Below are 15399 nucleotides of genomic sequence, written 5' to 3' on the forward strand. Positions count from 1 at the left end.
GCCTTCCTCCTCAGTTAATAGTGAATGAAAACGCTTTTAAAATTGTGAATCATGTCAGTAATGAATCTAATAAAGAAGGAAGGAAATATCGATGAGAAGGAAGATATTAGCATTATCACTTGTGGTTACCATGCTGATGACTTTTTTGGTTCAGCCTGCTTCGGCAACCTATCAGCCTGAGCTTCCATCACTTTACCAGACTTTTTATAATTATTTTAAGTTCGGTTCGTTTCAGGGGATGAGCAGCTTTTTTGGGGGTGGAGATCCGCAAAGCATGCTGCAGCGTCATTATGACAGTTGGAGCCCGGCTAATGAATTCAAGCCGTCAGCTCTGTTCGGCACCAGCCAGTCGGCTGCAGCATATTCCAGCGCTGCAAAGGCAACTTATTCCGGTGATGCAGAACGTGCGGCTGCTATTGATAAGGCAAATAAGACCGCCGTACTTGCGTCAACGACCTCTCAAGAAGCTTTTTTAAACAATGTCAGGAATTTAAACAAAACCCGGGGGCCTAATGATCAGGTCAAGGTTAAAGGTCATACGCTCCTTTGGCACAACCAGACGCCCGAGGCTTTCTTCCATGAAGGATTTTCAATCTCTAACCCCTGGGCAAGCAGGGAGGTCATGCTGGCCAGAATCGATTCCTATATTAAAGCGGTATTTGAAAAATTCGCTCCTTACGGCGACGTACTCTACTCATGGGATGTAGTCAACGAGGCCATTGACGACTATACAGGTTATATCCGTAATGAAGGCGATTACCAGGTTAGCAACTGGGGCCGCATTTTCAAAAGACCGGATCTAACCGGTGAAGCCAGGATCCTGGCAGAGAGCGAGTATATCAGGCAGGCATTTACATCAGTCTCGAAATACAACAAAGCGTTGGGACTAAACTGGACGTTTATATACAATGACTTTTACGACGCGGATAAAGCCTATGAACCAAAGCGCAGCGCCACCGTTACTATGCTGACGCCTATCTACCAGCAGATGAAGCAAGACGGCACAACCTTTGTCGTGGGTATGCAGAACAGGAACGCGGTTTCACTCGACCTGAACGTGTTTAAAGAGACCTTCAATCAGTTCGCCGCCGTCTGCGATGAAATCCAATTTACCGAATCCGACACACGTTCCGATCTTATTGCCAATCCGAATTATGATCCGAACGCACTGCCGTATTATTTACCAGACGGCTCGAAGAATCCAGTCTGGACGAAAACGAATTGGGATAACACGCCTAATGCTCATGTGGCACTGGTTAGAAACGGCTGGACGGCTGCCATGGCGAATTTGCTCGAAATCCAAAGAGAGCAGGCTGATTGGCAAGCGGATCAGTTTGATTTCCTGCTTGAGAATAGTAAGGGCAACGGAGGCAAGCTGGTGATGTACGCCTTTGATGGAGTGAGTGATACGAGCACCTTCAACTCCAGAAAGGGTGCGCATATCTTCATGTCGGCCGACAGCACGGGAAATACAAACTATACGGCAAAGATGTCCTACTATGCGATGATTGGCAGTGTAGCCCGTTTCGACTTGAAAAAGCAGCTGAGTAATCTTCCTCAGGATTCCTCCAAGGATAGGTACACTCCTGACAGCTGGAACAAATTTGTTGGAGCTCGAAAAGCAGCTAATGATATTCTGGGCGTAAGAATCTATGATATTAATGGCGTAAATAACGTGAAGGACGCAACAAACGCGTTGACGGCAGCCATAGCGGGATTGACCGAGCCCAAGGGCGCTGTTCTTGCAGGACCGGCGGCAGCTTCCAAAGGAGCAGCCTTTGATCTGAATTATGGACTAAGCGGCATGGATCAGAACATATATGCCCAGGACGTAACGTTTACTTATGATCCGAGTCAGCTGGAATACGTATCGGCCGAATCCGTGAAGCCGACTGAAGTCGTGATCGTCGACAAGGCTCAGAAGCAAGGGGAAGTTCGGCTCCTTGTAGCAACAATTGGCCAAAACGCCCATCTTGACGGTAGTCTTTTGAAGCTGTCTTGGAAAGCAAAATCCGATACGCAGGCTTCCGCTGCTACGATTTCCTTGTCCAAGGCAGTCGTTGCCAATGAAGCCGGCGTCGAAAATGAACTGCAGAGCACGTCTTATACGGTTCAGCTGAACAGTGCGGTCGTTGATAAAACAGCCCTCAATATCTTAATCGCCGATGCACAAAGCAAGCATGACACGGCCGTTGAGGGAACCCGGGCAGGCCAGTATCCGGCGGGCTCCAAAGCAGCGCTGCAGGCAGCTATGGATCAGGCGAAAGCTTTAGCGGATAACGCTGCGGCAACCCAGGATCAAGTTGAGCAGGCAGTAAGCACGTTGAATGCAGCCCTGCAGACATTTAACGATTCAGTGATTCGCACGCAGCCTGGCGATATGAACGGCGACGGCCGTTATTCCATTGGTGACCTGGCTATCGTTGCGGCAGCCTACGGCAAAACCTCCGCTGATCCGGACTGGTCCAGCTACAAGAACTGCGATTTGAATAACGACGGTAAGATCGACATCGCGGACCTTGCGGCCCTGGCTATGAAAATACTTGAATAGTTGAATAGGTAACATTCAGAAGCAATAGAGAGGGAGGCTAGCCTCCCTCTCTATTATTTATTTTTTTGCGAATAGGCAATGTTAGGCTTTTTCTAATTCCATTAATGTACGAATAAGTTATTGGAATGGGAATGAATGCAGAGTCGGGCGTGGCTGCAAGGCGTTTTCAACAACGACATCGCAATAGGTTGTGAAGCTTTGCTGGAAAGCTCCAAACAATCTGCAGGCGGCTATCATCGACATCGGGGACCTTGGGGCAATGACAAGGCACAATCTGAATAGGTTTCCAAGCCTCTTTTACTGGACGGGGGCAGCTCAATTAATATTCGCTGCAGCAAAGACGTTCTGCTTCACAGAATTTCCCGGAGGACTTCAATCAATTGTGTCATTTTAAAATTCACAAACGTCCCTACATTGTCGACTAGTGACACAAATTAACCTACATTACAGCGAAGTATCTCCATAGTTGCTGAGTCCTCGGCAACATCCTACGGCTCTTGTACTTGCTTTGATTCCCTACGCCTCCGACTCATGAGCACCAAGAACAATGCAATGAACGTGAGGATAATGCCAAGTATTCGAAATCCCCCGAAGCTAAACTCAACTCCCATTACGATGCCTATCAGCAACGAAGAGAGAATGGCTCCCAAGTTTCTTGATGTACTAAATAATCCGGATGCTACACCAATGATCTCTTTTGGAGAGCTCTTGAACAAGGCCGCTTGCATACCGACACTGTTTAGTCCATTGCTAATACCGAATGCGGCTAACGCCAAACACACGCTAATAACCGGTGAAGTTTGATTCCATGTCACGATCCACAAGGACCCAAGTGTCATCAGGATGGCGGCCACGTGCAATGCCGGCCTGGGTCCAGATTTCTCGATCCATCGTCCTGCTAGTGGAGAAGCAACGAGCGAGCATAAGCCTAAGGCTAGCATTAGAATCCCTGTATGGAACTCGCTGACATGGCGTACTGTTTGCAAGTAGGACGGAATTCCGAAAAAGAGAGCGTAAAAAAGTAAGTTAACGACCATGAATTCGACATTGACCCAAGTTATCTCAGGATATTTTGCGAATGTGCGCAAGGGAATAAAAGGTGACGTCGTTTTTAACTCATGTCGTACAAAAGCTCCAAGCAGAGCAAGGCCGATCAGCCCGACAATGATATTTAGTAATGAGACATGCCCGGATGCTTTTACCGACAGTAATCCGACTAGCAGGGGAACCAGACCCGCTGTGAAGAGCAGAATCCCTGACGCATCAATCAAAACCAACCATTTACGAAGGGATATGCTGCGTAGGGTGGATGATGACGTTTCCTCCTTAGGAATCGTCCTCCAACAGAGTAGAAAGCTCAGTACTATGAACGGGATATTGACGAAAAAGATAGCGTGCCAATCCCACCAATGAATCAAAATCCCGCCAATAAAGGGTCCGATGGCCGCCGCTCCGGATTGGAAGATGGTCAAAACGGACAGCGCAGTCGCTTGTTTCTCTTTAATATGAATTCGAATAATGGCCATTCCAACAGAAATCATCATGCTTGTTCCGATGGATTGCACAATGCGGAACACGATGAGCCAACCAAAGTTTGGCGATAGTGGAGCTAATACTGAGGCAACGAAGGCTACAACAAGCCCGGAAAGAAATATCTTTTTGCGACCGAATAAATCGCTGGCCTTTCCCACTACAGGATTAGAGATAGCACTTGCGATGTAGAAGGTGAAAATAATCCAGGAAATTACGGTAAAGTCAAGTTGAAACGTATTTTGCAGCCTAGGAATAGCAACAGCAACCATCGAAGAATTTAATGGGTTGAGCAGCATCCCAATTCCAACGGAAATCATCAACCACCAACTGCGAGCATTCATTTTTGAGTTCCCCCCAAAGTTTATTGAGGTCATCTTACTTGAAATCAATCATTTATTCCAACGCATTTTATGTTATGATTTCATTGACTTGAAGGAATGAATGGAGGGTGCGAAATGGAACTTCTTCAGCTGCAATATTTTCTCGCGGTAGCTCGCTTGGAACATATGACCGAAGCTGCACGAAGTCTGCATGTGACTCAATCTTCGCTTAGCAAAACAATCGGGCGCCTGGAGGAGGATCTCGGGGTCCCGCTATTCGACCGAACAGGGAGGAAGCTGCGATTGAATGAGTTTGGAAGGAGATTTCTTCACCGTGCGGAAAGGGCATTGTTTGAATTGGAACAGGGAAAACAGGAGATTAGCGATTTGTCCAGCCCGGAACATGGCACAATCGAATTGGCGGTTACCAACGCTAGTACGTTGCCCCATATTCTTCGAGAATTTCAGAAAAAGCATCCCCATATCCATTTTCATGTGCAAATGCTGACCACGCAGGAAATGGTTACGCTCCTTCATCGAGGAGAGGTCGATTTCTGCTTGTCCTCACCTCTAATACAAGAGGAGGATGATATTGAATGTCAAATCGTATTCATCGACCCCATCCTTGTAGCAGTTCCAGTGAAGCATCGGTTGGCAGAGAGAAGCAGCGTATCTTTGATGGAACTTAAAGATGAATGGTTTGTCGGTGTAAAGAGAGGCTATCGTACTCGCGATTTAGTTGATTCCGTATGCAAAACGGCCGGATTTACACCGAAATATGTGTATGAGGGTAATGAACCTGCCAGGCTAACCACTCTTGTGGAAGCCGGAATTGGCATTGGCTTCATACCAAGCACCGGAATGAATCCACGGGAACATATCCATTATCTCCAAGTAAAGGAACACGAATTAGTACGGGAGATTGCTTTATTATGGCACAAAAATCGATACATTACGCGGGCGGCTCTGGAATTCCGTGAAATAGTTATAGAATATTTCAGGTCTTTATCCAATGACAGCCAATACAAGAGCTACCTGAACCCGTGAAGCTTGATTCGGTTACTACCGTTATGAAAATCAGCTAATGTAGACGTATAGGGGGAAACACAAACTCAAGCAGACCGAGGCCGCTGATAATCCAGGGAAACATTAGTCAAGCGCCTTATGGAGTGTCGGCTGACAAGAACATCGTCCCATTAATTGCCGCGTAAAACGCGGTCTTTTTATTTTATGGGATCAAGTTATTGTCACGAGCCAATTACTTTTTCTACCTTAATTATCGGAGTCGACATCGCAAAATTTAGACATGTGGCGAGAGCCCCAGACTTCCGCGGGGTCGAGTTCGGGAAGCCACTTACGTTTGAAAACAATCGAGAAGGCTTTGAATTATTTGTGAGCTGGTTCAGGAAGATTGCTACGGAGCAAGGGTTCAAGGACGCCATAGTTGGTATGGAACCAACGGGTCACTAATGGCTAAACCTAGCTCATTTTCTTAAAGAAGAGCAAGTAAAATACGGCGTAGTTAACCCACTACACGCAAAAGTGATTGCACAGTTGGTCAAAGACGGGAGTTACGCTGTACCGAGCCTTCTTAGACGGCGAACGAGGTAACCTCGAACAGAATATCGTCAAGTGCCTTGAAGTAGAGCGTGTAACCTCCCCGCATAAACTTCGGACTACTTTCCTTGCTAGCAAGCCCCGCAGACGTAAGCTTAAGGAAAAATTGATCCACATCTTCCTTTGTATCCACATAGAATCCGATATGGAACCCCTCGGGATAAGTCGGATTCTCGCCTCCTAAGGCCACCAACTGGCTTAAGACGAGCGTAAACCCCGCCTCGTCCTTCATAACTGCAATCACGTCACCTTTCCGATCCACAAGCTCAAAACCGAATATATCAGCGAAAAAGGCTACTGCCTCCGACATATTGTTTACGCACAAGTTCAGGTGGTTTAGCTTCATTTTTTATTCCCCTTCTGTTATTCTAATGGTATTAGATTAATCTAATACCATTAGAATATGCTTCTATGCTATACTTGTCAAGTGAAGAGGTGAGCCCGTTGGCTAGAAAAACTCGTACAACCAATACTCCGCTGGACCAGACAAGAATTATTCATACCGCGTTGCAATTGCTAGACGAGATTGGTCTCAAGGAATTAAGCATGAACAAAATCGCGAACAAGTTACAGGTGAAAACCGCGTCACTTTATTATCATGTCCAAGACAAGGACCAGCTGATGGGACTGCTGGCCGATCGAATAAGCAGTTCCATGGAGTGGCCGGAGTCATCTCTTTCTTGGAGGGATCAGCTTGGGCTTTGGGGGGAGTCTTTCCGTAAGGTCCTTCTCTCGCACCGGGATACGGTGGATCTTTTCAATTCTAGAATAGCCTCGGGCCACGATCGTCTTAAGCAGGTAGAGAAGCTATACGCCCTATTGTTATCTGTCGGGTTCCCGGACCAGCAGGTGCCATGGGTAGCTTCAATTTTGAAAAATTACGTGCTTGGATTTGTAGGAGAAGAGGTAAGGTTGCGGTTACATGCCGAGCAGGGTGCCATCTCGAATGCAGAGCTAAGTGAGCGCTATAACCAATATTATAGTCAACTGCCGTTAGAGGAGTTCCCTACGGTAATCCGTCTGGCGTCGTACACGACGAATTCCGATTGGGAGAAGGAGTTCGAGTTCGGACTTAATGTTTTGACAGAGGGGCTGGCGGTTAAGCTTCAGTAGAATTGATGCCGGAAGATAAAATGGAAAACGATAGTGCAAAATACAAACCGAGAGCATTTAAGAGCAAAGCGTTTCTCCATAGAGGGAGGAAGTTTAATCATTTCACCGTATACGTTGGGTACGGCAAATTTACGAAGTTCGGGAAAAAGACGTTTAGTGAAATTATCCGGCGGAAAGGGCATATGAATGGCTTGAAGGTAGATTTCGAGGGAAGAAGGAACGTTCCTTTACGGAACTGACTGACTCGAACTGTAGAACGAAGCTCGAAGAAGGCAGCCGATTGTAACCGGCTGCCTTTTCCACGCGATCTGTCAGAGCAGTTCCAATATGTGGTACCATTAAGTCAGTACAAAAATTGCACCATGGGGGTGTGATTCACAAAATGGAATCTAGTTGGAAAGAAATAATTATTGCAATTATGAGCAGTAAAAATCTAGATCAGTGCCCTGAGTGTCAAGAATCGGGAATAAAACATAAATTTGTTGGAGACGAAGTCACACGAGTTTGTTTTTTAGCAATTTGGTGTGAATCATGTAACCAAGGTATACACATATCTAGGACACGGGCTCCAATACTTGAGGAAATTATCCCCTTTAGTAATTCAAATAGCGGTGTAATTCCTAATTATAAATTATTAAAAAAACGAATTTTCTAACGCATTATGTAATAAAGATCCCTCAGAGAATAATAGTTCAGTACCAACAAAAAGAGGCTGCCGCGACATATAAACGGCAGCCTTATTGAATGGGCAGGATAGCAGAATGATATGTGGAATTTATTGTAATTAAAGAATTTCAGGAGGTATACGTGAATGCTTATTAACAGCTAAAAAAATTATTGAAGTATTGGAATAAAATTAAGTCATCCACTTACGATGAACGTTTGTTCAATAACATCATCAGAAGCCATCATAACTAAATGACGATCAATGAAAGGAATATTTGAATGACAATACAACCTAGATCCCTGAGTGTTGAAATAACCAAAAAAGTACAGATTGATTATCTCATTTCTCATCCTGAGGGATATGAAGACTCAACTCATGAGTGGGGACTTATTATTTTTTTACATGGTATGGATAAGAGGGGCGAGGACGTATCCCAACTATCTAGTTATGGACTGCTTGAAATAGTTAATGAAGGTAAATTATCGCTACCGTTTATTGTTGCGGTTCCCCAATGTCCAAGTGAGTCTTATTGGAACATGGAGCGTGATGCAGTTACTGCTTTGGTAGTTGAGCTTATAACTATTCACCGTGTAGATCCAAGACGTATTTATTTGATAGGGTATAGTTTGGGAGGATATGGAGTTTGGGATTTAGCTATCCATAATCCGAGAACATTTGCTGCAATTGTGCCATTGAGTTCAGGAGGACAAATCTCTAAAGCAGAGCAACTTAAAAATACTGCAATTTGGGCTTTTCATGGAGCCAATGATGAGATTGTCCCATTAGAACAGCTGACAAACATGGTAACCGCTGTAGAACAGCATCAAGGAAGTGTAAATCTTACCATATACCCTGATTTGGGACATGATATATTGCGAACAACATTGAGCAACCAAGAGCTATATACTTGGCTACTTGAACAAAAAAAGAACTTATTGGATTCACACATCTCCCAGCAGGCAAAGCAAGGGAATTAGCAGGAAATCCAGTAACAGCAGCTATTACGACATGGTATCTTTTACAAAAAAGCGGTGATAAAGGGTAGATTAACTAATTTCTTCCCTTTTAAGAATTTAACATAAATGTTAATTGACGGAGCAAGTTGAGTGTGATAGCATGGGTTTAGAAGATGGTTGGTGCAAATCTTCATTGATCTAATACTGAAGCAGTCTCGGAGCTGTGAACCGAACAGAGGAATCTTAGTAGGCTTCAACGGAGTTCCACCGTTATTCAGGAAACAATATCGGTGATATCCCGTATTGATAGATTTCAGAGAAATCTGAAATTAGGTGGTAACACGGACATAATAGTTCGCCCTAAGTTGACAAGAAAATATGTCAGCTTAGGGCTTTTTTGTTTTATTTCTTCTCGTATGAATATTTGTAATTTTCCAAAAATAATTAATAATTGATGGGGAGTTCTTTTGAAAATTGAATTTCTGTGAAGGTGTGGGGTAGGAGATCAACTTATGCGAGAAGCTAAGTTAGTAGCGACGTCGATGATCTATCTCTTAACGCATACAGGTAGGAGGAGTCTATATGATATTAGAAAAAGTTATAAATAGAATTGTAATACAAAGTGAATATAAGGATTTTGTTGATAAGTATATAGACAGTATACTTACCGAATTTAAAGGTAAGATTCATAGCATTTATATGTGCGGCTCGATTCCAAAAGGAACTGCTATACCTTTTAAGTCAGATGCAGACTTTACTATTGTATGTGTAAATCCCAAAGATATTGATTACGAAAGATTGTCAAATATTAAAGGAAGGCTTTTGGAGGAATATCCAATATTAACTAAGATTGATACGATAATTTGCTCGATTGACGATGTATTAAGTAAACCAAATGAGTGGGGTTTTTGGGTTAAGATAATTTGTGTTTGCGTATATGGTCATGACGTTGGTGAAAAAGTACCACCGATAATTATTTCTCCAGAGTTCATTTTAGACTTAAATACAGAGACCAAGGAGGAAGTAGATCGTGTACATAGAGGTTTACTTTCTAATGCTAGTGATAACTCATTGAAAACTAGATATATTAAAGGTTACTCTAAGAGATTAATTCGTGCATTATACTCTTTGGTTTTAGTAGATACAGGTGTATGGCAAGATGACATTATTATGATGAAGAATGCCATATTAAATTATTGTGAGATTGACTCCACTTTAGTTGATTATCTGTATGCTTGTTACTTGGATAGTAATGTACTTGTTGAAGAGTTTCTGGGAATTGCAGATGAAGTGTATTGTTATTTTGAGAACGCCTTAAATGCAATGTCTGCTTCCAGAACTTCCTTCGGCTAACACCATATTGACGCTCCGGGTCACTCTGAGAAGCGAGTGACCACATCCAGCCCCTAAGTCCGTCGGGAACATCAAAAAAAAAATTGTAAGAAGACAGGCAGCTGGTCACAGAAAATGATCAGTTGCCTTTGTCAGCTAACCACATCAAGTTAAGGAGGTTAGTGGGATACAGGAACTTATAAAAAAACAAAGTGAAAGAAATGTCGAGTGACAAGAATATAGTCCGATTAATATCCGCCAAAATGGCGTTTTTTTATTTTATCGGAACATATTCTTGTCATTTCTCGATGTCAAGAATATGTTCCGAATGCCGATCTAGGCCAAGAATATAGTCCGATTGCCGACAAGACCCAAAAATTTACTTTTGGGCATTCAGCTAACGGGCAGACTAGCGTGGTAATCCTGGTGGAATTAAGGAGGAAATTAATCATATTTCTCGAATAATTGTTCGAGCTTGTAGTGAACATCCAGATCACTTACGAATAGGAACTAAGTTTTGTTTTGTTACTGGGAGTATATTATGGAAAATGACTTAATAAAATTTCTCGGAAATCTTCTTTTACATCAAGATGACGGATTGCTAAGTAAACTAAGAATAGGTGAGGATTTAGATAAAAGTAAAGTAGATGAGATTTGTTAAGTATTAACCCAGTTAGCCATCGAGTGGGAGAATGATGATAAGATATCGAAAGAGGCGGTAGATTACTTTATTCATATAGATCCAGTTATGAATGCAACCTTGAGTCGATATTCCGAGAAACAGCAGGCAGAAATTTTAATAGCGCTTGATAAAATAATGGATAAAGTAAGACAATGTTTATAATAATTACGTTGGGTTAACTTGGAACTATTGTTGAATAAACGCACCGTGCAGCCGTCCATGACGATCGGCTGCTTTTTCATGCTAACGGGAGGATAGTTAAATTACTTGACGAATACCTCAATTCAGACACCAACAGTGGGGCAAAACATCAAGAGTTACATAGTAAGTAGTCAAAAGTTCAATCACGGCATGATGTTAGAGGACAAAAACATATATCAATTATCAGCCGCGTATGACACGGTTTTTTTATTTTATGGATACAACTTCTTGTCTTTTCCAAAAGACAAGAAGTTGTATTGCTTTCCATAGATTTACATAATGATGATATGTTCCCCGAGTAATTGAACGATGCATTCTCAAGGGTTATTTTTCATAATACTTAATTCGGATTACTATATATTTTTAAAAGTACGTCAAGCAATCGAATTCTTCATGGTATTTTGTCGTTTGCAGCCTTTATAAAACTAACGGTCGGAATAACGAAAATTACAATATTGGTAATCGTGCAATTTATTAAAAACAACCTTAACCTAATATGGGAAATAGTCGTAGTGGCCTGCGGTTGATATTGTCATTTATTGCCTCGCTCACGCATTCCGAATTCCAACGGGTAGGAAAAACTGATCAATGTCCCCCCCTTGTACCGAAGTCTCTCCCGTATCGCCTTCTAATCATCGCCCTTATACTAAGAACATAGCGAGCGAGACAGTAAAAAGCTTATGATTCTCAACTGTTGCGATATGATATATGTGACCGATTACAAGGCTTACGATGGCGGCGCTTGCGTTTGCAGTACTGCCAGCCATCATCGTTTTCTTACTGTTTCAGGAGCAGAACATGAAAGAAATGACCGCTGGAGCAGTCAAAGGGTGAAGGAGGACATGCAGATGAAGTTGCGCTTTGAAGGGGATACTACCGATTTGCAAGCGGGAATTCAGCTATTGTTACAAGAGCTACATATTACCGTAGAGGAAGATGGGGTCATTGTACAAGTGGAACCATCCGCGGGCGATTTGGAGGTAGGTCTTGAGCAAGGGAAGGCTTATATACGTTATGGGCAAAAGCACCAGTTTTTCCGTGGACTTGGTCTTCTCGTACAGCACGGCCGCTGTGGAGAAGCATTTCAACTCCAGGAAAAACAACAGTTCGATACGATAGGACCGATGTTCGATTTGTCCCGCAATGCGATTTTGACTTTGGACAGCTTTAAATTCATGCTGAATAAGATGGCCTTGATGGGGTTGAACATCGTCATGTTATATATGGAGGATACGTATGAAATTAGCGGTGAGCCTTATTTCGGATATATGCGGGGCCGGTATACGCAGGCGGAATTAAAAGAGATCGATGACTACGCGGATCAATTTGGTATCGAGGCATTTCCGAGTATTCAGACACTCGCGCATCTAGAGGAGTTCCTCAAATGGGAGCCTGTGAAGCATTATAAGGATACGAAAGGTGCGCTGTTGGTAGGGGAAGAAAAGACGGACCTATTGGTGGAGCAGATGATTGAGGCTGCCAGTGCGCCATTTCGCAGCCGCAAAATTCATATTGGTATGGATGAGGCGGAGGAGCTCGGGCGCGGAAAATATTTGGATTTGAATGGATTCGCGAGCCGATTTGATATTATGACGATGCATTTGGAGAAAGTGCTGAAGGTTGCACAAGGGCGCGGCTTGAAGCCTATGATGTGGAGCGATATGTTCTTGAAGCTTGCTTCCGAGGGCGGCGGTGACTATTACAATCAAGATACTCAAATTTCGGAGGAAATGGCTCGCCGCATCCCCAAAGATGTGGATTTGGTGTATTGGGATTACGTCCATACGGAACGAGATGAATATGAGAGCTTGATCGCCAAACACCGTCCGCTCGGTTGTAATTTGGTATTCGCTGGCGCTGTGTGGGTATTTAATACGTTCGGTGTAAACTACGGCTTGTCCCTGAATGCTTCGGATACCGCACTTCAAGTTTGTAAAAAAGAGGGTATTCGCGAGGTGTATGCAACCATGTGGGGTGACGATGGGATGGAGAGCAATCCGTTCATCGCTTTGTTAGGCTTACAGCTTTATGCTGAACACGCATACTCGGAGGAAAAACCGGATTGGGCGCGAATCTCAGAGCGGGTTAAATTCTGTACAGGCATTGATGCTGATGTATACCTGCAGCTCAAATATTTAGACGAGACGCCTGGCTCCGAGCCGGACAATCGGAAGCAGAGCAATCCATCGAAGTTTCTATTGTATCAGGATGTGCTGCTGGGGATGTTTGACAAGCAAATTGAGGGACTCGACATGTCGGCGCATTATGCGGAAGTGGAGCAGAACATTCGCAGCCGCCGCGATGACAATGCCGCGCTCAATTATTTATTTGAAGTACCGGAGAAGCTATGTGGGGTGCTTAGGCAAAAAAGCGAAATTGGCATCGAATTGAAGCGGGCATACGATGCTAAGGATTGGGAGACGCTGAAACACATCGCAACAAATGTGCTGCCTGCGATCGGGGAAGCTGTGCGGGAGCTGCGTGGTGCCCATCGAACGCAGTGGCTGAGTATGTTTAAGCCGTTCGGATGGGAAGTCATCGATATTCGCTACGGCGGCGTCATCAATCGATTGGAGACAGCTTCCTTTAGGCTTCTTGAATATGTTGGGGGCCGGATAGGACGAGTCGAAGAGCTGGAAGAGGAGCGTTTGTTATACAGCACCACCAACAGGTTCACCAATAAAGGGGTGGGCTGGTGCAGCTATTATTACCGGATGGCATCGCCAAATGTCTTCTTCCATGTTTTGAATCCTTTCTAAAGGAAGTCGGCAAGAGCCTTTCAAAGCCCCTTAATTGGGGGCTTTATTTTTTTTGAATCGCCAAACGAGAAAATCACCCGCTGTCGGGTGACAAGAACATTATCTCATTAAGTGCCGCGAAAACCGCGGTTTTTTTGTTTTATGGGATAAAGTTCTTGTCAAAACCAAATGACAAGAACTTTATCCCATTCCTGATTTTTACAAAAACTTTATCTCCCGACGGAAGGCCAGAGGGAGTGTTTTTCAAATGATTAAACTAACGGGCAGCAGGTTTGCGTCGAGCAAGTCAATTTTTATGTTGAGGAATCAGCATTCATTCGGGGAGGTAGTTAATACACCCTTTCTATTGCATATACCTTAAAATTAACTAAGATAAGAAGGATATATGACAGTTCTTCATGAATTGTTTAATAATTACAACATCAATTAGGGAGAGTTATCTATGGAAACCACGAATTATGAAGTCTTAATAAGCTTGCAACCTATTGAATCATTCTGTTTATGGTGTGATTTGCTTGGATATGGAACACCATTTATTAATTCTAATTGGGATCTTACTAGTAAAGAATCAAGGAAAAATCTTATAAGAATTGCGAAATTACAACATTTAATGAGAGGAATAAACTCTGTTAACCCTAAAGAAACGACACTAGTGTTAAATGATGGGTTTATTAAAAATGTTGATGTAAATGATCGACATGATGGGCCACTAGCTTATATTTACTGGTTGACATCAGTAATCAACTATTTTCGTTATCTTAATAAAGTTGATAAGGAAAATGGTTTTCCAGGAGCGAGAGGTGTACTGACTTATGGCCATAGAGTAGGATTTTCTAGAGATATTGAAACAGCAAGAGGAAAAATTTTAACACACCCTGATGATCAAGAATATTATAATAATATGAAAGTAGTATACTCTCCAAATGAGTTTCAAATGAATACCGCTTTCTCAAAAGCGTATATTATGGAGTCTTTGGGCTCACGAGTTGGGTTACGTGGTCCAAATTTGTACATTGATGCTGTTTTTTTAGATCGCTTTGTAAAACTTATTTATGATTCTAAATCCCCATTTTTTAATCGGCTTGAAAATCCTGTAAAAGATAAAGATAATGATAATGTTTATACAATGGAGATTAAACAAGTTCCAGTGTCTTTTGAGGTAAATGAATATGAAGATAATGAATTTTATGTTTGGGAAGTTATCCAATCTACTGATAACTCATCTTCCAGGGTATTGTTCAAGTTGTGGTTTGATAAAAATTACATAAACATCTCCGAAAAAGGTATTAATACTAAATTGTATAAGCTCATCAAGTATAAACCGGATAATGAGGATTCAATTATAAATTTAGAATAACCGACATTGTTCCAGTTCATGATATATGGATATGTTCATGTTAATAGGTAACTAAAAAAACACACATCGGGTCAAAAAAAGAGCCGCTGTGTGTTTTTGATTTCGAGAATAAGCCCCTCGGTATAATGTTCTTGTCATCATCCGTCCGACACGACACAACAGCAACACAACCCGCAGCATTTTATTGGCGCGGAAAGACCTGTACTATCTGTAGATAGGAATAGTAGTATTACAAGCATTTCAGAAAAGTTAGCAAAACAAATTGTAAATCTCCCCGAACTAGTTGCAAAACAGATTATATCAGATGTATT

General features: G+C 42.8%; 10 protein-coding genes and 1 pseudogene. 9 read left to right on the forward strand and 2 right to left on the reverse strand.

The window, feature by feature from the left end; all coding sequences use genetic code 11:
• Positions 1-91: 91 nt before the first annotated feature.
• Positions 92-2551, forward strand: coding sequence for an endo-1,4-beta-xylanase (locus tag AC3WRW_RS26300; protein WP_492549189.1), 2460 nt, complete (start codon positions 92-94; stop codon positions 2549-2551).
• A gap of 135 nt (positions 2552-2686) precedes the next feature.
• Positions 2687-2833 (forward strand): hypothetical protein, encoded by a 147-nt coding sequence (locus tag AC3WRW_RS26305; protein WP_492549190.1) that lies wholly within the window; start codon positions 2687-2689, stop codon positions 2831-2833.
• Positions 2834-3039: 206 nt separating this feature from the next.
• Here AC3WRW_RS26305 and AC3WRW_RS26310 read toward each other — a convergent pair whose 3' ends face one another.
• Positions 3040-4425, reverse strand: coding sequence for an MFS transporter (locus tag AC3WRW_RS26310; RefSeq protein WP_492549191.1), 1386 nt, complete (start codon positions 4423-4425; stop codon positions 3040-3042).
• Between the two features lie 114 nt (positions 4426-4539).
• On the opposite strand from AC3WRW_RS26310, the gene AC3WRW_RS26315 reads away from it, so the two are divergent.
• Positions 4540-5451: a LysR family transcriptional regulator gene (locus AC3WRW_RS26315; protein ID WP_492549192.1), complete on the forward strand. Its 912-nt coding sequence runs from the start codon at positions 4540-4542 to the stop codon at positions 5449-5451.
• 183 nt (positions 5452-5634) lie between these two features.
• A pseudogene (locus AC3WRW_RS26320) lies at positions 5635-5994 on the forward strand (IS110 family transposase); the annotation flags it as partial.
• Between the two features lies 1 nt (position 5995).
• Here the strand turns inward: AC3WRW_RS26320 and AC3WRW_RS26325 are convergent.
• Positions 5996-6367 (reverse strand): VOC family protein, encoded by a 372-nt coding sequence (locus tag AC3WRW_RS26325; RefSeq protein WP_492549193.1) that lies wholly within the window; start codon positions 6365-6367, stop codon positions 5996-5998.
• A gap of 98 nt (positions 6368-6465) precedes the next feature.
• Here AC3WRW_RS26325 and AC3WRW_RS26330 point away from each other — a divergent pair, with 98 nt between their 5' ends.
• The 5 genes from AC3WRW_RS26330 (at position 6466) to AC3WRW_RS26350 (ending at position 15088) form a co-directional block, all read left to right on the forward strand.
• Positions 6466-7134, forward strand: a complete 669-nt coding sequence (locus AC3WRW_RS26330) for a TetR/AcrR family transcriptional regulator C-terminal domain-containing protein (RefSeq protein WP_492549194.1) — start codon at positions 6466-6468, stop codon at positions 7132-7134.
• A 945-nt stretch (positions 7135-8079) separates the two neighbouring features.
• Positions 8080-8778: a carboxylesterase family protein gene (locus tag AC3WRW_RS26335; RefSeq protein WP_492549195.1), complete on the forward strand. Its 699-nt coding sequence runs from the start codon at positions 8080-8082 to the stop codon at positions 8776-8778.
• Positions 8779-9339: 561 nt separating this feature from the next.
• Entirely contained in the window at positions 9340-10110 is a 771-nt protein-coding gene (locus tag AC3WRW_RS26340) for a nucleotidyltransferase (protein ID WP_492549196.1), read from the forward strand.
• 1710 nt (positions 10111-11820) lie between these two features.
• Positions 11821-13731, forward strand: coding sequence for a beta-N-acetylhexosaminidase (locus AC3WRW_RS26345; protein WP_492549197.1), 1911 nt, complete (start codon positions 11821-11823; stop codon positions 13729-13731).
• Between the two features lie 442 nt (positions 13732-14173).
• On the forward strand, positions 14174-15088 hold the full coding sequence (locus AC3WRW_RS26350) for a hypothetical protein (RefSeq protein ID WP_492549198.1): 915 nt from the start codon (positions 14174-14176) through the stop codon (positions 15086-15088).
• The last annotated feature ends 311 nt before the right edge of the window (positions 15089-15399 follow it).

It is taken from the genome of Paenibacillus sp. FW126-R14, assembly GCF_058789495.1.

Excerpts from the sequence above, each read along its gene's own strand:
- AC3WRW_RS26340 (WP_492549196.1), top strand. The coding sequence starts at position 9,340 with ATGATATTAGAAAAAGTTATAAATAGAATTGTAATACAAAGTGAATAT.
- AC3WRW_RS26300 (WP_492549189.1), top strand. The coding sequence starts at position 92 with ATGAGAAGGAAGATATTAGCATTATCACTTGTGGTTACCATGCTGATG.
- AC3WRW_RS26345 (WP_492549197.1), top strand. The coding sequence starts at position 11,821 with ATGAAGTTGCGCTTTGAAGGGGATACTACCGATTTGCAAGCGGGAATT.
- AC3WRW_RS26350 (WP_492549198.1), top strand. The coding sequence starts at position 14,174 with ATGGAAACCACGAATTATGAAGTCTTAATAAGCTTGCAACCTATTGAA.
- AC3WRW_RS26310 (WP_492549191.1), bottom strand. The coding sequence starts at position 4,425 with ATGAATGCTCGCAGTTGGTGGTTGATGATTTCCGTTGGAATTGGGATG.
- AC3WRW_RS26335 (WP_492549195.1), top strand. The coding sequence starts at position 8,080 with ATGACAATACAACCTAGATCCCTGAGTGTTGAAATAACCAAAAAAGTA.
- AC3WRW_RS26315 (WP_492549192.1), top strand. The coding sequence starts at position 4,540 with ATGGAACTTCTTCAGCTGCAATATTTTCTCGCGGTAGCTCGCTTGGAA.
- AC3WRW_RS26325 (WP_492549193.1), bottom strand. The coding sequence starts at position 6,367 with ATGAAGCTAAACCACCTGAACTTGTGCGTAAACAATATGTCGGAGGCA.
- AC3WRW_RS26305 (WP_492549190.1), top strand. The coding sequence starts at position 2,687 with ATGCAGAGTCGGGCGTGGCTGCAAGGCGTTTTCAACAACGACATCGCA.